Genomic DNA, 17,987 nt, shown 5'->3' on the forward strand with positions numbered 1-17,987 from the left:
CGACGGCGGCCTTGGTCTTCAGGTCCAGCGTCGCAAAAGGACGTCGGCCCGTTTCGATCGTAGTCTCTCGCAGGCTGCGGAAAGCAATTAAATGAGAGCTGCGGCACACCAGTGGCAGGAATGCCACTTGAGCGTGCAGCGTTGTACCAAGAGAAACAAAGTCCCCACATCACCTTCATGAAGTCAGCGACGCCATGACCGACGATGGATGGGGGCACCGAACCTTGCCACTGCGAAAGGAACATGCCGTGTTTGAACGGATATCCGGCTCCCTCCTGGACCCCGAGGCGCTCTACGCGAGCAACATCGAGATATTCCACAGCCCTGAATTGCGCGGGCTGAATATGGTCATGGGTTTCACGGGCTTTGCCGATGCCGGTCACGTGGTCAGGCAGATCAACGCGGAACTCCTGGACCAACTCGACGCCGAGGTGGTAGCCATGTTCGACGCCGACCAGCTCATCGACTACCGCTCACGGCGCCCCCACATCAGCTTCGTCGAAGACCATTTGCAGGACTATCACGCACCCACGCTGGCGCTCTACAGGCTCACGGACGGCCTGGGCCAGCCGTTCCTGTTGCTCGCCGGCTTCGAACCCGACCTGCAGTGGGAGCGTTTCTCCCGTGCGGTCGTGGGAATCGTGGAGAAGCTCGACGTCAACCTGGTCACCTGGATCCATTCGATTCCCATGCCCGTACCGCATACGAGGCCGGTGGGAGTAACTGTTCACGGCAATCGTCCCGAACTCATCGAAGGCATCTCCAGTTGGAAGCCAACGGTGGATGTTCCCGCCGCCATTGGACACATCCTTGAACTCCGGCTCACGGAAGCCGAACGCCACGTGGCCGGCTATGTCATCCACGTGCCGCACTACCTGGCCGAAGCCGAATACCCGCCAGCCGCGGTGGCAGGGCTGGAGTACCTGGGAGCCGCGACGTCCCTGATGCTTCCTACCGACCGGCTCCGGGAAGCTGGCCGGGAAGTCGGCCGCCAGATCGCCGAGCAGATTGAAGCTTCAGAAGAAGTGCAGGCTGTGGTGGCCAACCTGGAGGCCCGCTACGACGAGAAATCCGAGGGCATCGTAAGGCGGTCTCTGCTCGCCGACGAGAACGACGAATTGCCTAACGCCGAGGACATCGGGGCTGCCGTGGAAGCGTACCTGGCGCGTAAAGACTCGCCTCAATAAATCAGCTTTGAACTCCTGACAGGCATAATTGAGGGGTGACTGCTCCCCGCGCCTGGCTTATCTGGACGATCGGCGTCTTTGCCTATCTGGTGGCCGTAGCGCAGCGAACCTCTTTTGGTGTCGCCGGCTTGGAAGCAACGGAACGCTTCCATGCCAGTGCTTCGGCCATTTCCTTTTTTACCGTGTTGCAGTTGCTTGTCTATGCCGGCTTGCAGATTCCGGTAGGCGTCCTGGTAGACAGGTTTGGATCGCGCGTCATGATTGCCGGCGGTGCCATTCTGATGGGCCTGGGGCAGTTGCAGCTCGCCTTCGCGGACAGCGTCCCGGGAGGGGTTTTGGGCCGCGTCCTGGTGGGGGCCGGTGACGCCATGACGTTCATCTCCGTCATCCGGCTCGTTCCATTGTGGTTCAGCCCGGCCAGGGTTCCCTTGGTTACCCAGCTCACCGGCATGTGCGGGCAGTTGGGCCAACTTTTCAGCGTGGTTCCCTTCGCCCTGCTTCTTCACTCCGCCGGCTGGACGCCCGCCTTCGCTTCACTCGCGGCGATGTCCGTGCTGGCCATCATCCTGGTCCTCGCGCTGTTGCGGGACCTGCCTCCCGGACACCCGCCGCGGGAAACCGGGCAGGGCCTGCGGGCTACCGGAATTTCCCTTTCGCGCGCCTGGAAGCAGCCGGGCACGCGTCTTGGCTTGTGGAGCCATTTCGCCGTCCAGTTCAGCGGCAACCTCTTTGCCATGACGTGGGGTTATCCCTTCCTCCTCTCCGCTCAGGGACTCGATGCGGGGACGGTCTCTGCCTTGATGGCCCTGTTCGTGGCAACTGCCATCGTCTCCGGACCTGGATTTGGACGCTTTGTCTCCAAACATCCAATGCGGCGATCGGCCATGGTCCTCCTGATCACCGCGTCCACTGCACTGGCTTGGGCTGCAGTGCTCATCCTTCCGGGCCGGGCGCCGTTGTGGCTGCTGGTGATCCTGGTGGTGGTGCTGGCCGTTGGTGGCCCGGGCTCCATGATTGGATTCGACTTCGCGCGTACGTTCAATCCCTCGCACCGCATTGGTACGGCCACCGGGATCGTCAACGTAGGAGGATTCATCGCTGCCTTGGTGGCGATCTACCTGATCGGCCTGGTGCTCGACGTCCTGAACGCGAGCGGATTCTCCGGCGGGGATTTGTACGGCCTTGATCCGTTCCGCGTCGCCCTCAGCGTCCAGTTCGTCCTTCTGGGCATAGGCACACTGCTTATCATGCTCACCCGACGCAAAGTCCGGTTGCAGATGGCAGAGCAGGGAATCCACGTACCTCCGCTTGCGGCAACCTTGGCCAAGCAGCGCCGCGAAAGGATCGAGCGCCGGCGTGCGGTGCGTGCACAGTCGGATGAAGGCAACAACGGATAACTGCAAGCACCAACCTCCGGGAGCGCAGTTTCGGTGGTTCGCCCATCTGTGTCCACCTTTATCCACATAAGCCTGATGGCCCCTGTTTTCACGCGTGGGTGCTACCCAAGCTTGAACCATGACCGCCAAAGAGACGCTAAGCATTCATCAACCAGAAGACATCCTCGGTTACATCCCGCACTTGTTGGGCTATTGGCCCGAAGACAGCCTTGTGGCCATCACAATGCAGGGGAAGTTACTCGGAGCGGCTCTTCGGGTGGACCTGCCTGCCGCGGGTTCGGGCCGCGCGCTCGCAGACTTTGCCGAGCACGTACGTAATTACTTGATTGCGGACACTCTCGCCGACGGCGTGGTGCTTGCCGTTTACACGGAGAGGGGTTGGGACGACGGCAGGGTTGTCAGGAGGTCACTTCCACTGCTGGCCCAGCTCCAACAAACCCTTGACCACGTTGATTTGTCTGTCCGGGATGCATGGTTGGTTGGTCCCGAGTATTGGCGCAACGCTTTCTGCGCTGATCAGGAGTGCTGCCCTGCGCCCGGTCTGCCGATAGACCGCATTCGGAACAGCCAGCTCAGCGCTGAGATGGTTTATCGAGGGAGCACCATTGGACCCTCTCCACGGAGCCGGGCAAATCCACCGGTCCTTGCCCGCCCGGGCGTTCTGGATGCTGCGGTGTCTGCTGCCGAATCAGATTTCGCCAAGCGGATGCGGTTGTCGTGGCGAAACGGTAGCTGCTTTGATGCCGTTCTGGATGTGTGGCTACGGGTTCTGGACCACACGCGGACCCAACCCGACGGCAACGCCATGGAAGCATTCACCCCGGAACTCACCGGTTTTCTGAGATCGACACTCGGTGTCCCGGCCTGGCGGGACGGTCTCATGATTATGGCGGCGGCGGGTACCGGCTCCGCGAAGGCAGGGGCAGCTGCGTTCGGGTTGTGCAGCAGTGACAGCTCCGAGCCGCTGCCCTTCGATGCCAACGGGCTGGGATTGCCCACAAAGGCCCACAGGTCCGCTGACGGGACCCTTGGAACAAGGGGGAAGCGGAACATCTTTGCGTACGCTGACATCCTTCTGGGAGTTGAACCGGCAGTGCCGGACTGGGGTCACCTGGATGCCCTGCAGCGCGTGCTGTCGTATCTATGCGTTGAAGGAGAAGTGGGGGAAGTAGCTGCTGCCGCTTTGACCCTGCAGGGCTGGGTTGCCTGGTGCAAGGGAAGTGGATCCTACGCACACGCCTGCCTTGTGCGTGCAAATTCGGCGAGGCCGGGGTACAGGCTAGCCGAATTGCTGGATGAGATCCTCGGGCAAGGCAGCATCTGCGCCTGGGCCAGCCGTCCCGAGTCCGCATGGGGAAGCTACAAAGGCTCCCTGCACTAGCTTTCAGTAGCTCTCGGGCTTCATCAAGCGTCGGATTCATAAAACCGTGAGACAATGGATGCCGAGACCCGGTTGGGTCCGCGTTTGAATGCCCGCAATGGGCCCGGAATCGGGGAACATTACGGTGTCGTTGGCAGTTGTACATAGTGACTCTGCGGACGGCGATCGCATTTGAAATTGATCGCGGACTTGACAGGGTCATAGTGGTGTTGCCCGCATGGTGATTCCACAGACCGCCGCTAGAAAGGTTTTCTGTGACCCCGTCTTCCGTCGAGAAGGAACCCGCCGCCCAGGCCGAACTGTCCGCTGAGGAAAACAAGGCGGCCACTTCGGCAAAGCGTGCGGCGACACGTGTTGCCACCAAGGCTTCAGAGGACAACTCTGACAAGCCGGCACCAAAGAAGCGTGGACCCAAGCCCGGCGCCAAGGCCGCGGCCGAAGCCGCGAACAAGTCTTCGGACTCCGAGCCCGACACCGACGAAGTGGCTGTCGAGGACGAAGATTTCGATCCCGCAGCAGCCGAGGAAGTTGAAGTCGGAGACGACGACGTCGAGGACGGCGCCGTAACCGGCAAAGACAAGCCCGCGGCACCCGGATCCGGATTCGTCTATTCGGACGCTGATGACGACGACGCCCCTGTCCAGCAGGTCATGTCCGCCGGTGCCACCGCTGACCCCGTCAAGGACTACCTGAAGCAAATCGGTAAGGTCGCCCTGCTGAACGCTGAGCAGGAAGTCGACTTGGCGCTGCGCATCGAAGCCGGACTATTTGCTGAAGAAAAGATCAACGCCGACGACGGTTCGATGGACCCGAAGCTCAAGCGTGAGCTTGAGTTCGTCATCCACGATGGCAAGCGCGCCAAGAACCACCTGCTAGAAGCCAACCTTCGCCTGGTTGTTTCCCTGGCCAAGCGCTACACCGGCCGTGGCATGCTCTTCCTGGACCTCATTCAGGAAGGCAACCTGGGCCTCATCCGCGCCGTTGAGAAGTTCGACTACACCAAGGGCTTCAAATTCTCCACGTATGCAACGTGGTGGATCCGCCAGGCCATTACGCGCGCCATGGCCGACCAAGCCCGCACCATTCGCATCCCGGTGCACATGGTGGAAGTCATCAACAAGCTGGCCCGTGTCCAGCGCCAGATGCTTCAAGACCTGGGTCGCGAACCCACGCCTGAAGAATTGGCGTTGGAATTGGACATGACGCCTGAGAAGGTCGTGGAGGTCCAGAAGTACGGCCGTGAACCGATTTCGCTGCACACGCCACTGGGTGAGGATGGCGACTCCGAGTTCGGCGATCTCATTGAAGACTCGGAAGCTGTTGTTCCGGCTGATGCCGTGAGCTTTACGCTCCTCCAGGAGCAGCTGCACTCGGTTCTGGACACGCTGTCCGAGCGTGAGGCCGGAGTCGTCGCCATGCGCTTTGGCTTGACCGATGGCCAGCCTAAGACTTTAGACGAAATTGGCAAGGTCTACGGCGTTACGCGTGAGCGCATCCGCCAGATCGAATCCAAGACCATGTCCAAGCTGCGGCACCCGTCCCGCTCGCAGGTCCTGCGGGATTACCTGGACTAGGATTTTCCTTCACCATCAAGAACAGCCCAGCCGGATCATCCGGCTGGGCTGTTCTTGTTTCGGAAAAATCGAGGCCAACACAACAGGGCCCCTCCCTGGTGGGGAGGAGCCCTGTTGAATGCTCGAAGTGTTTGCCGGTCTTGTGGCCGGGCTTTCCTGCCTAATCGACAGGGACGGGTGCCTTCTCGTTGAGGCGCTCGGTCTCATCGTGCCAGTCGGAGGTCAGGGGCCGAAGCGTGGCCTCAACTGCGCGTGCGTGGTGGCCGCAAAAAAGCAGCTCACCGCCGGAGGACTCGAGTACAACGCGGACATATGCCTGAGCCCCGCAACGATCGCATCGGTCAGCTGCGTTCAGTGTGCGGTCTGCAACTGCTGTTGTCATGTCGGCCTCCTTAGTAGTTCTGTACATCCATATAACCAGTATTCGGAGCAGAACCATGGCAAGGATGGATCACTTTCGCTGTCCGCGTATCACATGTGCGTAACGTAACGAAGCAACATGCTGGTTGCCGGGAGTGGCAACCGGTGGGGATGGGCGGCCGCGACTAGCCTAAGATGGGCAGTGTTTGCCTTGGATCAGGACTTGAATCAGCACATGAATCAGCACATGGATCAGCACATGGATCAGCACGTGAACAGGCCCTGAAAGACACCTTGAGATATACCCCGAAGGAGCACACCGCGAGTGGCACCGAGTTCTGAATACAACGCCCGGCATCTTTCTGTCCTTGAGGGCCTGGAAGCCGTTCGCAAGCGCCCGGGCATGTACATCGGCTCCACCGACTCCCGTGGACTCATGCACTGCCTGTGGGAGATCATCGATAACGCTGTCGATGAGGCCCTGGCCGGCTTCGGGCATGACATCAAAGTGATCCTGCACGCGGACAATTCAGTCGAAATCCATGACGACGGCAGAGGCATCCCGGTTGACGTCGAACCGAAGACTGGCCTTTCCGGCGTCGAAGTTGTCTTTACGAAGCTGCACGCAGGTGGCAAGTTCGGTGGCGGTTCATACACGGCGTCGGGTGGCCTCCACGGCGTAGGTGCATCGGTGGTCAACGCTTTGTCGAGCCGGTTGGATGTTCAAGTGGACCGCGGCAGCAAGACGTACCAAATGTCCTTCCGGCGTGGTGAGCCCGGACGCTTCATCGATTCCGGAGCCAAGCCCAGCCCCAATGCGCCCTTTGAGCCGTTCGTTGAAAACTCTGTGCTGGACGTTGTTGGCAAGGCCAAACGCGGCGTCACCGGTACAAGGGTGCGTTACTGGGCAGACCGCCAGATCTTCACTCCCGATGCCAAGTTCTCTTATGACGACCTCGCCTCGCGCGCACGCCAGACATCGTTCCTTGTCCCCGGCTTGAAGATCACTGTCCGCGATGAACGCAAGCTTGCGGGCACGCCCGGTGAGAACGGTGTGCACGAGGAAGTCTTCCACCACGACGGCGGCATTTCGGAATTTGTGGAGTTCTTGGCAGCTGACTCCGGAGTGACGGATGTGTGGCGCCTCCACGGTTCGGGAAAGTTCAAGGAAACCGTTCCGGTCCTTGACGAAAACGGGCACAGCAAGATTGCCGAAGTCGAACGCGATTGCGAAGTCGACATTGCCCTGCGCTGGGGGATCGGCTACGAGACCACGATGCGTAGCTTCGTCAACATCATTGCGACCCCCAAAGGCGGTACGCACCAGGCGGGCTTTGAGGCGGCGTTGCTGAAAACCTTCCGAAAGGCCGTGGAAACGAACGCCAGGAAGCTCAAGGCGGGCAACGACAAGATCGAGAAGGACGATGTCCTGGCCGGCCTCACGGCGGTACTCACAGTCCGCTTGGCCGAGCCACAGTTCGAGGGACAGACCAAGGAAATTCTTGGCACTTCTGCTGTTCGTGCCATCGTTGCCAAGGTGGTCGAGCAGGAAATCTCCAGCAGGTTGGGCTCTGCCAACCGCAACGACAAGGCACAATCGGCGCTGCTGCTGGAAAAGATCGTCAGCGAAATGAAGTCGCGCATTTCGGCCCGGGTGCACAAGGAGACCCAGCGCCGAAAGAACGCACTGGAAACCTCGTCCATGCCCACCAAGCTTGCCGACTGCCGTACTGATGATGTGGCGCGATCCGAACTCTTCATCGTTGAGGGTGATTCTGCGCTGGGTACCGCCAAGCTTGCCCGGTCTTCAGATTTCCAGGCCCTGCTTCCTATTCGAGGCAAGATCCTTAATGTCCAGAAGGCTTCGGTAGGGGATATGCTCTCCAACGCGGAATGTGCCGCACTTATCCAGGTTGTGGGTGCGGGCTCAGGGCGCAGTTTCGACATTGACGCCGCGCGTTATGGCAAGGTCATCCTGATGACGGACGCCGACGTCGACGGCGCCCACATCCGTACGCTGTTGCTGACACTCTTCTTCCGCTACATGCGACCCATGGTCGAGGCTGGCCGGGTGTTTGCCGCTGTTCCGCCCCTGCACCGCGTGGAGGTCATCAACCCGGGCCAGAAGGCCAACGAGATGATCTATACGTACTCCGAGGCAGAATTGCATGTCCTCCTGGCCAACCTTGCCAAGGAGGGCAAGCGCTACAAGGAGCCAATCCAGCGGTACAAGGGCTTGGGTGAAATGGACGCCCAGCAGCTCGCAGAGACCACCATGGATCCGCGCCACCGGACCTTGCGGAAGGTGGGCATTGACAGCGCACAGCGTGCTGAAGAGGTTTTCGATCTCCTTATGGGTTCGGACGTGGCTCCCCGTAAGGAATTCATCATTGCCGGGGCAGCGACGCTGGACCGGGAACGCATCGACGCCTGAGTTCAGACCTGCGGTTTCCGGGCCGCCTTCGTCGCGGACCCGGAAGCCGCGGAAGCTGGTGCGGCAAAGGCTGCTGCTCCTACGGCGAGAGCCAGTGCGCCCAGGCCCCAGGGGAGGCCTGCCGCTACGGCAACCCCGCCCACCAACAAGGGGCCGCCCGCGTCACCAAGCTCCCGTCCCAGCTCGGCCGAACCCATGGTACGGCCGAGTCGTTCAGCGGGAGTGGCATCCGCCAAGTGCGCGAATGCCAGTGGCGTGGCAATGCCAATTCCCAGTCCTATGAAGACGGCACCGCCGTAGATGGGCACGCCGCGATACAGGGAAATCGCACCGTCGATAGCCGCCGATCCGGGAAGAAAGCCCGCGATAAGTACGCCGAGGGCAATGGCCAGCAAGCCGGCCACCATACCTGGCCTGTCTGCGATGACTCCCCGATCGCGTAATCCTCCGATCCTCGGCTGGACCAGCGACGACGCCAAGGCCAGCACGGTCACGACGGCGACGCTGCCGGTGGTGCCGAGCCCTTCCCTTGCCGCCAGGGCCGGCAGGAACCCCACAGCGGCACCCAAGGCGCCAGTCGACGCCGCCAGCACCAAGGTCGGGCCAAGGAACGATCGCTCGGTACTTTGCTTCCAGACATCAACGATGGTGTATCTGGGGCGGGGCAGGGGAGCCATGCGGGGCACGGAGACGGCAGCCCAGATCGCTACTGCCAAGCCCAGTATGGACAGGATGAGGAAGAGAAGCTTAAACCCGCCGACGATGATCGCTACGGCGCCCAGCAGGGGACCGACCGCGTAGCCAAGCCCCTTCCATGAGCCGTAGCGGCCGAAATATCGTCCCGTGTGCTTGCCCGCGAGCCTGGCAACGCCGGCAGAGGACGCCGGTGAGAAGGCCGAGGCGGCCATGCCTTGGCCAAGCCGCGCCGCAGCCAGCAGGAGGGGTTCATCGGCCCAAAGTCCGATCAGGGAGGCGGCGGAGAAGGCAAGGAGGCCTCCGATGATCACAGGCTTCGGCCCAATACGATCGCTGATCGCCCCAAAGACCGGCTTGAGGAAGACTTCCGCGATGTCGTACAGGGCCAACAGCACGCCCAGGCCAAGCAGGCTCAAACCGATGTCCGCACTTTCTGCCCCAAGTCCGGCAGCCACGGCGTGGGCGCCAAAAGCTGTGGTGAAGCCGGCCGCATAGAGGGGCCATCGGTGGCTGGGGGAGACGGCTGCAGTCAAGAGTGAGTTGTCCTCGTTCACGCCCTCAATGTAACAGCTGCTACATTCGCTCCTGTGACTGATGACGAATTGGGATGGTTGCTCATCCTTGTCCAGGTGCCCTCGCAACCGTCCAAGCACCGTGTTGCCGTGTGGCGGGAGCTTAGGCGGACCGGGGCGGTTCCCTTGTTGCCGGGCACGTGGTTGGTGCCTGCACACTCCGCTTTTGAGGCCGGGCTCGCCAAGGCCCGTTCCCTGGTTTCCAAAAGCGATGGCAAATGGACCTTGGTGGATGCTTCGCCCCGCGATGGTGCCGATACCTTTCGGGCGGCGTTTGAGGCCGCCCGCGCTGACGAATGGGCGGAGTTCATGGTGGATTGCGGAAAGTTCGAGCAGGAGATAGCCAAGGAAATTTCGCGGAAGAAGTTCACGTTCGCGGAACTGGAGGAGGAAGAGCAGAGCCTGGAGCGCTTGCGGCGTTGGTATCGCGGCTTGAAATCGAGGGACGTGCTGCGGCTCCCGCAAGCCGACCAAGCTTCGGCTGGCCTGGCACGGTGCGTGACCGCCCTGGAGGGTTACTCGTCGTTGGTCTATGACGCGACGCTTCCCTGAGACGCAGCCTGGGGCCTCCGGGCAATTTTCGTACTTAGCCCAGCAACCCCGGGACGATCAGGAGCCCCGTGGGTACGGCGAGGAGCAGTGCCGAGGCGGCCAACACCAGGGCGCGAAGAGTTTTGGCGAGCGGAGGCTGCGGCGAGAGAAGGCGGCTGACGCGTGACGCCGTCGTACGCGGTGAATCTGCCCCGCCGGTGGCGCTGACGGTGCCACCCTCGACGACGGCGCCCCCGCCGAGCGCCTGTGGGCTCAGTGCGCCGCCAAGTGCCTTCCCCTTTAGCGCCTGATCGCCAAGTCCTGGTGTTGAGGACCCGCTGGAGACAATGGCGATGGCCTTGATCAAGGTCCCTTTGCTTTCGGTCCTGAGCGCGACGTCGTCAGCCAGCATTTCGATCAGGGAGTTCACGGCCGTCTGGGCAAGCCGTGTGGTGGGGAACCAAGGGAGCGCCTGCCGCCAGGCTGCGAAGGCCCAGAGGAGGAGATCGTGACGCTGGGAGAGGTGGGCATTTTCATGGATGAGCACCGCCCGCAGTTCTGCCGGCTCGAGGGCGGCCATGAGGCCGTCGGACAAGACTGTCACAGAGCGTGCACCGCCGGGCAAGCAGTATGCCACGGGGGAATCGTGGTTAATCACTACGGTGCCCGGACCGTCGTCGGAGGGTGAGGCCAGAAGCGTGAGCAGTTCGCGGTGTCGACTGCGTTGCCGTTCAATCTTGTAGTAAGTCAACAGCAACGTGAACACCAGGTGCGCCGTCAATAGTGCGGCCGCAGACAGGGCGAAGAGGTGCCAGAAGCCTAGTGCGGTGGTTGGCTCGTTGTTGAAAACCATGCCCGCCAGGCTCCTGAGCCCCGCGATCAGGTTGTCGCCGATCGGTTCGAGGCCGTAGACGAGCATGGCGCCGATCATGGACAAGCCACCTGCGAGGGCAATCGCCTGCCACAAGACCATGGCCGTGAAAGGGGAGCGGGCAGGCCATTGCGCGCGCGAAAGCAAAACGGGTACCGGCCACGCCAGTATTAATGCCAGGACCGCCAGGAAGTATGAGGTCCAGAACATACTGGCTAATTGTAGCCGAGCAGTTTGCGCAGGGTAGCGGCTTCACTTTCGGAGACGGAACCAATGAAGCGTGCCAGGACGGCTTCGCGGTCAGGAGCCGAGCCGAGGACCTCGTGCATAAGTTCGGCAGTATGGTCCGCGCGGCTCGAAACTGCCTGGTAGCGGTGCGGCCGGGTTCCGCGTTCGCGTTCCACCAAGCCTTTCTTCTCCAGCCTGGAGAGCACGGTCAGGACCGTGGTCACTGCCAGGTCCTTGCCCTGGTGTCCCGCTGTGCCGTCGCCGGCTTCGGAGTCCTGCGCGAGAAGATCACGCAGGGTGTTGGCAGTTGCAGCCTCCTGGCCCGCCCAGAGCAGGTCCATCACTGCCCGTTCCAGTTCCCCAAGACTCGCCATCAATACGTCCCTACCTTCCGCGCCCCGGTGGCAAAAGCCACAGCCTGGGAGCGATGATCCAACATTCCACCACAAATCTACCGCTTTTCAGCCCTTCATTCTACGTGAGGTAGAACTATCGGCGCGCCGCGGATGCCCATTTACCCTTGCAGGTGCGTTACGCCGCTTGAAGAATGGGCGTGTGGCTTTGCCATTTGTTCTACACTGTGTAGAAGATTAGTTTTCTACGTAACGTAGAAGTAAGTACACCGCTCTTCGGGCCGCCGGACAAAGGACAGCCATGGACGCCTTGGAAATCGCACGCTGGCAATTCGGAATCACCACCGTCTACCACTTCATGATGGTGCCGCTCACTATCGGCCTGGGCTTGGTGGTAGCCGTCATACAGACCCTGTGGTACCGCACGGGCAAGCCAGAGTATCTACGGATGACCAAGTTCTGGGGGAAGCTCTTCCTCATCAACTTCATCATGGGTGTGGCAACGGGCATCGTGCAGGAATTCCAGTTCGGCATGGCCTGGAGTGAATACAGCCGGTTCGTTGGAGACGTCTTTGGCGCACCGCTGGCCCTCGAAGCCCTTCTCGCCTTCTTCGTCGAGTCCACGTTCCTCGGGCTCTGGATCTTCGGCTGGAAGCAACTGAAGCGAAGTATCCACCTGGCCTGCCTGTGGATTGCCGTGATCGGTTCCGTCTTCTCCGCCTACTTCATCATTGTGGCCAACTCCTGGATGCAGCATCCCGTGGGCGTTGAGATGGTGGATGGACGGCCCGTCATGACCGACGCCTGGGCGGTGTTTACCAACAACACTGCGCTCGTTGCCGTACCGCACACGCTCTTCGGTGCCCTTGGAGTTGCAGGTGCCTTCTTGCTCGGCATCGCCTGGTACCACTTGTGGCGCCGCCGCCATGACGGCATTGACGTGGTTGGCAAGGATGGTCGGCTGGTCGCAGGAGAGGCCGACATCGCGGGCCGCGACAAGAGTGACTACACAGTGTGGATGCGTTCCCTGCGGATCGGCGCGGTGGTGGCGATGATCTCCTTCGCCGGCACCGCCCTGACGGGTGACCTGCAAGGCAAGCTCATGTTCGAGCAGCAGCCCATGAAGATGGCTGCCGCGGAGGCGGCATGCCACGACGGTACCGGATTTTCCGTGCTGAGCGTCGGCAATTTGGGCGCCAAGAACTGTGACGACATTGTGGCCGTCATCGAAGTGCCCGGCATCCTCTCCTTCCTCGCCAAGGGCGACTTCACCACCGAGGTTAAGGGCGTGAACAGCCTGCTTGGGGAGTACAAGGAGAAGTACGGCACGCAATTGCCGGACAACCCGTTGTATGGCGACCGCGCAGGCCAGGAAATCCAGTACGTCCCCGTCATGGAGGTCACCTACTGGGGCTTCCGGATGATGATCGGCTTCGGCGGCGTCGCGGCCCTGGCCGCGCTGATAGCCCTGTGGGTCACCCGCAAGGGCATCGTTCCTGAGTCAAAGTGGCTCATGCGCCTTGCCGTTTTCGGAATCCTGGCACCGTTCGGGGCCAACGCCGCGGGCTGGATCTTCACCGAAATGGGCCGACAACCCTTCGTCGTGGCGCCCAACCCTGACATGAACGGTATTGACCAGGTCTTCATGTTCACTGCCGCCGCCGTTTCACCCGGCGTCAGTGCAGGCGAACTCATGAGCTCTTTGGTTGTCCTGACCGCCATCTACGCCGTCCTGCTGGTGGTGGAAGTCAAGCTCCTGGTCAAGTACGTCCGCGGCGGCGTCGCCTCTGCCATGCCGGAACTCGCGCACGGCAAGGAGCAGGAGCCGCGCGACAAGAACGACGACGGCACCCCGGGTCCTGACAAAGCCGACGACGTCCTGGCGTTCGCCTACTAGAAGCAGAGGAATAGACAATGGAACTGTTGCCAACCATCTGGTTCGTGGCCATCGCCGTGTTGTGGACCGGCTATCTCTTCCTTGAGGGATTCGATCTCGGCGTAGGCATGCTCATGAAGCTGTTTGCGCGTAACAACACGGACAGGCGCGTCCTGCTCAACACGATCGGGCCGGTCTGGGACGGCAACGAGGTTTGGTTGCTCACTGCGGCCGGGGCCACGTTCGCAGCTTTCCCGTTGTGGTACGCCTCCTTGTTCTCGGCGCTCTACCTGCCGCTCCTCGGCGTGCTGGTGGCGCTGATCTTCCGGGCGGTCGCCTTCGAATACCGGGGCAAGGTGGACAGTGAACGCTGGCGCACCACTTGGGACTGGGCAATCGCCGTCGGATCCTTCGTGGCCGCTTTCGGCATCGGCGCGGCCCTGGCGCTTACCACCACGGGCTTGCCACTCAACGCCAACGGGGACCGCAGTGGCGGACCGTTCGCATGGTTCAGCGGCTACGCGCTCCTGGGCGGCTTCGGTGTCGTCGCGTTCGCTTTGGTCCACGCCTTGGCGTTCCTGGCGTTGAAGACCGACGGCGACGTGCGGCTCCGTGCCCGCCGGTGGTTTGTGCGACTGGTGCCGTTTGCTGTCCTGCCCATGCTCGCCTGGATGGTCGCGGTGCAGCTCCTTGCCGGAAAGCCGTGGACGTGGGTCATCGTTGTGGCCGGAGTCGCGGCAGTAGCTTTGGCCTGGCAGTGGGCCCGCAAGGGATCCGAGGGGCGGGCGTTCGGCGCGATCGGAGTTTTCGTGGTCTGCGCCACCGCATCGATCTTCGGGGCAGCATTCCCAGTGGTCATCCCCTCAACCGTGGATCCCGCGTTCAGCCTGACTGTTTCCAACGCTTCATCATCCAACTACACGCTGGGCCTGATGAGCATCGTTGCGGCGATCGGACTTCCCTTGGTTATTGCCTACCAAGCCTGGACGTACTGGGTGTTCCGGCGCCGTGTCAGTGCAGCCCACATTCCCGAAGCCCACGGTTTCCTTCCGGCGATCGCCGCGAAGGTGTTGGTTGCCAAGGACACCACCCCTTCCAACCCGGGAGCCTAGCCGCCTCATGAAGCCCGTGTTTCCCTCCGGCCCGGCCACTCGAGCCGCCCTCTACGGTATAGGCCTGCTCTCAGCCCTTAAGGCGCTGTCCCTGGTGCTCCTGGCCCAAGCCGTAGCGGGTGCGCTGGCTGGCTTGGCCGGAAGCCCGTCCGATTGGACCAACGGGCTGCTGTTGGGCGCCATCGGAGCGGTGCTAAGGTCCTTGGCTGTCTGGGGCCAGGGAGTTGCGTCGCGCCGCGCCGCGCTGGGGGTCAAGGAGGAACTGCGGTCGCAGCTCCTGAAGCGCTCACTGGCCGACGGCGGAACAACGGCAGTTGAGGGAACAAACGACGGCGGACTGGCGATCCTCGCTACGCGGGGGCTGGACGCACTGGACGACTACTACACCCAGTACCTGCCAGCCTTGGTGAACTGCGCCACAGTTCCGCTGCTCATCGGAGCCCGGATTCTCCTTGCCGACTGGGTGAGCGCCGTCGTCATCGTGTTGACCGTTCCGCTGGTGCCGCTGTTCATGATCCTGATAGGCCGGCACACGGAAGAGAACGTCAGGGATGCCCAAACCACCCTCCGCAGGTTGTCCGGGCACATCCTGGAACTCGCCAAGGGCCTGCCTGTGCTGGTGGGCCTGGGACGGGCCAGCGAACAGCGCGCCGCACTCGAAGACATTTCCGAACAGTACCGTAGCCGAACCATGGTGACGCTCCGGACGGCGTTCCTCTCGGCTTTGGCCTTGGAACTCATCGCAACCATCTCAGTGGCCGTTGTCGCCGTCTTCATTGGCGTGCGGCTGGTAGCCGGGGACATGGCCCTGGAAGCTGGGCTACTGGCGTTGATCCTTGCGCCTGACTGCTACCTGCCCCTGCGCGATCTCGGCACCGCCCACCATGCCAGCGATGACGGCAGGGCGGCCCTGGAAACGGCCACTGCAGTGTTGAAGGCGCCCAGCCACCAACGCCTTACCGACAACCAGCCGCCCAGCGCCGGGCCGGCCGACGTTGTCGTGACAGGCCTCACGGTAACCTACGCCGGACGGTCCGCACCCGCCGTCGAGGTTCTGGACTTCACTGCCCCCGCAGGCTCGATTACCGCACTCGACGGCGACAGTGGCGCCGGCAAGAGCACAGTCCTGGGTGTCCTGGCGGGCCTCGTCGGGCCAGGCCCCGGCGCAGCCGTGACCGGCACCATCACCGGCGCGGCCACCGGAGCGGTGGCCTGGGTACCGCAACACCCCGTGATGGTGGCCAACACCGTGCAGGAGGAAATGGAACTGTACCTCGGCGGGGAACACCCAGCGGATACCGCAGATGCTGTGGCGCGCATCCTTCGGAAGGTCTCCGCCGAGCACCTCGCCACCAAGCACCCTGCCGAACTCAGCCCAGGGGAGTTGCGCCGCGTGGCACTTGCCCGCGGTCTGGCACGAATGGACTCAGGGGCTACCCTGCTGCTCCTGGACGAGCCCACCGCACACTTGGACCACTACTCCGCCAGCGTGGTCCGCTCTGCCATCACGTCCCTCCGCGGCTCAGCCACCGTCATCCTCGTAGCACACGATTCCGCCACCCGTGCGCTCGCCGACCACATAGTCCCCGTGAAGCCGCACAGCCGCACACCGACACTAAACGCTGCCTCCACCACGGACGTCGTTTCAACCGACATGCACCAGCCTTCGCTCAACGTCATCGCCGGTACGGATCCAGGCAGCCGGCAAGCAGCACTGGAAGAAGGCCTCCGCGCACACGTCAACCAAGGGCGGCTTCGAAGCCTGCAACGGCTCGCGCTGGTCCTGCGCCCGGTCCAAGGAAAGTTCGCCGCAGCTGGCGTCGTCGGAGTCCTCGCCGCACTTTTCGCAGTTGCCCTCTCCGGCCTGTCAGGCTGGCTCATCATCCGCGCCAGCGAACAGCCGCCCATCCTCTACCTCCTGGGCGCGATCGTTGGCGTACGTTTCTTCGGCATCGGCCGGGCGGTCCTGCGGTACTGCGAGCGGCTCCTGACCCACGATGCCGTCTTCGCTGCGATGACACGGCTGCGGGGCGCGCTCTGGGCCACACTGAGCCGCCGGGCACTGGCACTACGCCGGCTTTTGCAGGGCGGCAACGTCCTGGGCTCGATCGTGGACGATGTGGACACACTCAGGGACCTCCTCCCGCGGGTCGCCCTCCCTCCGCTGACGGCCGTGGGCGTCGCCGCTGCGGCCATCGTGGCAACGGCCATGGTTTTGCCCGCTGCCGTGCCAGCGGTTGCCTCTGCCACCGTAGTAGGGCTCATCCTTGCGCCGCTACTGGCCGTCCTGGCTGACCGAAACGCCGCCAAGGCCGAACAACAGCTACGCTCGGGGGTGCTCCGCGGCGTTGCGGCCGCCCTCGACGCCCGCGCCGAACTGACCGCGAACAGCGTGGCCGGACGCATCCTCGCCATACTCAGCGACAAAGACCGCGATGCCACTGTTTCCGCGCAACGTTCCGCCTGGGCCGAAGGCCTTGGCCAGGCCGTCACCGTCCTCGCCTGCTCGCTCGCCGCCCTGTGGGCGGCCCTCCTGGGTGCCGGATCCGTGCAGGATGGTTCCGCCACGCCTGCCCTGGTCGCCGTGGTCGTTTTGATGCAGCTGGCCCTGGTAGAGCCTTACGCGGCAACCGTTTCCGCCGTTCGCCAAGGCCCGGCGCTCGCAGACGTCCTGGGGCGGGTGGCAGCTACGGGCGCGTTGTCCGTCCCCGCAGGTCCGGACCCCGATGATCACGACGCCGGTACGCACCCGTTGCCTGACCGGCCCGGTAAGGCGGGGCTTGAGTTGGAACGAATCGCTGCCGCGTGGCCCGGCGGCCCGGCGGTGTTCTCCGGAGTCAGTGCTGAGGCTGGGCCCGGCCGCTGGCTCTCAGTCACCGGGCCTTCTGGAGCCGGCAAATCGACGCTGCTATCGGTGCTCCTCGGCTTCCTTCCCGTGTCGGCGGGAACGGTACGGCTTACAGGTACGGCCGCTTGGTGTCCGCAGGAAGCCCACCTCTTCGACTCCACCATTCGAGGCAATCTCCTCCTGGCAAGGCCCGCTGGGAAGAAGCCGGGAGAACAGGAAATGTACAAGGCCTTGAAGGATGTGGGGCTTGACGTTTTGGTGGACACTTTGCCGGAGGGGCTCGATACACGCATCGGACCCGCCGGGGCTTTCCTCAGCGGTGGTGAGCGACAACGCCTCGCCATGGCCAGGACTCTCCTGACGGGGGCCAGCGTGCTGTTGCTGGACGAACCTACAGCGCACCTTGACGCTGCAGCTGCGCGCGACATGATGGCCGCGCTGCGTCGGGGTCTGAGGGACGTGACAGTTGTGTTGGTGACCCACAATCCCGAGGACATCGATCCCGCGGACGCAAGGCTCGAGCTTGCCCGCGCGGCTGAGCTGGTGGGATGGCCTACTCACCAGTAG

13 protein-coding genes are annotated in these 17,987 nt (G+C 62.7%); 9 read left to right on the top strand and 4 right to left on the bottom strand.

The window, feature by feature from the left end; translation table 11 throughout:
- Window positions 1-248: 248 nt before the first annotated feature.
- The 4 genes from ACZ5G6_RS09085 (at window position 249) to ACZ5G6_RS09100 (ending at window position 5,539) form a co-directional block, all read left to right on the top strand.
- Window positions 249-1,187, top strand: a complete 939-nt coding sequence (locus ACZ5G6_RS09085) for a proteasome assembly chaperone family protein (RefSeq protein WP_223936770.1) — start codon at window positions 249-251, stop codon at window positions 1,185-1,187.
- A 35-nt stretch (window positions 1,188-1,222) separates the two neighbouring features.
- A complete protein-coding gene (locus tag ACZ5G6_RS09090) occupies window positions 1,223-2,584 on the top strand; it encodes an MFS transporter (protein ID WP_498690888.1) in 1,362 nt (453 codons plus the stop codon).
- 118 nt (window positions 2,585-2,702) lie between these two features.
- Window positions 2,703-3,965, top strand: a complete 1,263-nt coding sequence (locus tag ACZ5G6_RS09095) for a DUF4192 domain-containing protein (RefSeq protein WP_223936773.1) — start codon at window positions 2,703-2,705, stop codon at window positions 3,963-3,965.
- Window positions 3,966-4,219: 254 nt separating this feature from the next.
- A complete protein-coding gene (locus tag ACZ5G6_RS09100; protein WP_223936775.1) occupies window positions 4,220-5,539 on the top strand; it encodes an RNA polymerase sigma factor in 1,320 nt (439 codons plus the stop codon).
- Between the two features lie 160 nt (window positions 5,540-5,699).
- Here the strand turns inward: ACZ5G6_RS09100 and ACZ5G6_RS09105 are convergent, their stop codons facing one another.
- Window positions 5,700-5,921: a DUF7455 domain-containing protein gene (locus ACZ5G6_RS09105; protein ID WP_021473125.1), complete on the bottom strand. Its 222-nt coding sequence runs from the start codon at window positions 5,919-5,921 to the stop codon at window positions 5,700-5,702.
- A gap of 303 nt (window positions 5,922-6,224) precedes the next feature.
- Between ACZ5G6_RS09105 and ACZ5G6_RS09110 the strand changes: the two genes are divergently transcribed.
- On the top strand, window positions 6,225-8,333 hold the full coding sequence (locus ACZ5G6_RS09110) for a DNA gyrase/topoisomerase IV subunit B (protein WP_223936777.1): 2,109 nt from the start codon (window positions 6,225-6,227) through the stop codon (window positions 8,331-8,333).
- 2 nt (window positions 8,334-8,335) lie between these two features.
- On the opposite strand, the gene ACZ5G6_RS09115 is transcribed toward ACZ5G6_RS09110, so the two are convergent.
- A complete protein-coding gene (locus ACZ5G6_RS09115; protein WP_498690892.1) occupies window positions 8,336-9,583 on the bottom strand; it encodes an MFS transporter in 1,248 nt (415 codons plus the stop codon).
- A 33-nt stretch (window positions 9,584-9,616) separates the two neighbouring features.
- Here ACZ5G6_RS09115 and ACZ5G6_RS09120 point away from each other — a divergent pair, with 33 nt between their 5' ends.
- Window positions 9,617-10,153: a Chromate resistance protein ChrB gene (locus tag ACZ5G6_RS09120; RefSeq protein ID WP_498690893.1), complete on the top strand. Its 537-nt coding sequence runs from the start codon at window positions 9,617-9,619 to the stop codon at window positions 10,151-10,153.
- 34 nt (window positions 10,154-10,187) lie between these two features.
- On the opposite strand, the gene ACZ5G6_RS09125 is transcribed toward ACZ5G6_RS09120, so the two are convergent.
- Window positions 10,188-11,213, bottom strand: a complete 1,026-nt coding sequence (locus ACZ5G6_RS09125; RefSeq protein ID WP_223936781.1) for a M56 family metallopeptidase — start codon at window positions 11,211-11,213, stop codon at window positions 10,188-10,190.
- Between the two features lie 5 nt (window positions 11,214-11,218).
- On the bottom strand, window positions 11,219-11,605 hold the full coding sequence (locus ACZ5G6_RS09130) for a BlaI/MecI/CopY family transcriptional regulator (protein ID WP_189016115.1): 387 nt from the start codon (window positions 11,603-11,605) through the stop codon (window positions 11,219-11,221).
- Between the two features lie 280 nt (window positions 11,606-11,885).
- Here ACZ5G6_RS09130 and ACZ5G6_RS09135 point away from each other — a divergent pair, with 280 nt between their 5' ends.
- From ACZ5G6_RS09135 to cydD, 3 genes are read left to right on the top strand one after another with little or no spacing between them, the layout of a single operon-like run.
- Window positions 11,886-13,481 carry a cytochrome ubiquinol oxidase subunit I gene (locus ACZ5G6_RS09135; protein ID WP_498690895.1) on the top strand — a complete coding sequence of 532 codons (1,596 nt, stop codon included), beginning with the start codon at window positions 11,886-11,888 and terminating at the stop codon, window positions 13,479-13,481.
- A gap of 17 nt (window positions 13,482-13,498) precedes the next feature.
- Window positions 13,499-14,572, top strand: a complete 1,074-nt coding sequence (gene cydB, locus ACZ5G6_RS09140; protein WP_498690897.1) for a cytochrome d ubiquinol oxidase subunit II — start codon at window positions 13,499-13,501, stop codon at window positions 14,570-14,572.
- 7 nt (window positions 14,573-14,579) lie between these two features.
- Window positions 14,580-17,987: a thiol reductant ABC exporter subunit CydD gene (gene cydD, locus ACZ5G6_RS09145; protein ID WP_498690899.1), complete on the top strand. Its 3,408-nt coding sequence runs from the start codon at window positions 14,580-14,582 to the stop codon at window positions 17,985-17,987.

It is taken from the genome of Arthrobacter sp. TmtSoilC51, from assembly GCF_055388015.1.

What these genes read in the sequence shown, in the direction of transcription:
- ACZ5G6_RS09095 (WP_223936773.1), top strand. Translation starts at nt 2,703, where the DNA reads ATGACCGCCAAAGAGACGCTAAGCATTCATCAACCAGAAGACATCCTC.
- ACZ5G6_RS09105 (WP_021473125.1), bottom strand. Translation starts at nt 5,921, where the DNA reads ATGACAACAGCAGTTGCAGACCGCACACTGAACGCAGCTGACCGATGC.
- ACZ5G6_RS09125 (WP_223936781.1), bottom strand. Translation starts at nt 11,213, where the DNA reads ATGTTCTGGACCTCATACTTCCTGGCGGTCCTGGCATTAATACTGGCG.
- ACZ5G6_RS09130 (WP_189016115.1), bottom strand. Translation starts at nt 11,605, where the DNA reads ATGGCGAGTCTTGGGGAACTGGAACGGGCAGTGATGGACCTGCTCTGG.
- ACZ5G6_RS09135 (WP_498690895.1), top strand. Translation starts at nt 11,886, where the DNA reads ATGGACGCCTTGGAAATCGCACGCTGGCAATTCGGAATCACCACCGTC.
- cydB (WP_498690897.1), top strand. Translation starts at nt 13,499, where the DNA reads ATGGAACTGTTGCCAACCATCTGGTTCGTGGCCATCGCCGTGTTGTGG.
- cydD (WP_498690899.1), top strand. Translation starts at nt 14,580, where the DNA reads ATGAAGCCCGTGTTTCCCTCCGGCCCGGCCACTCGAGCCGCCCTCTAC.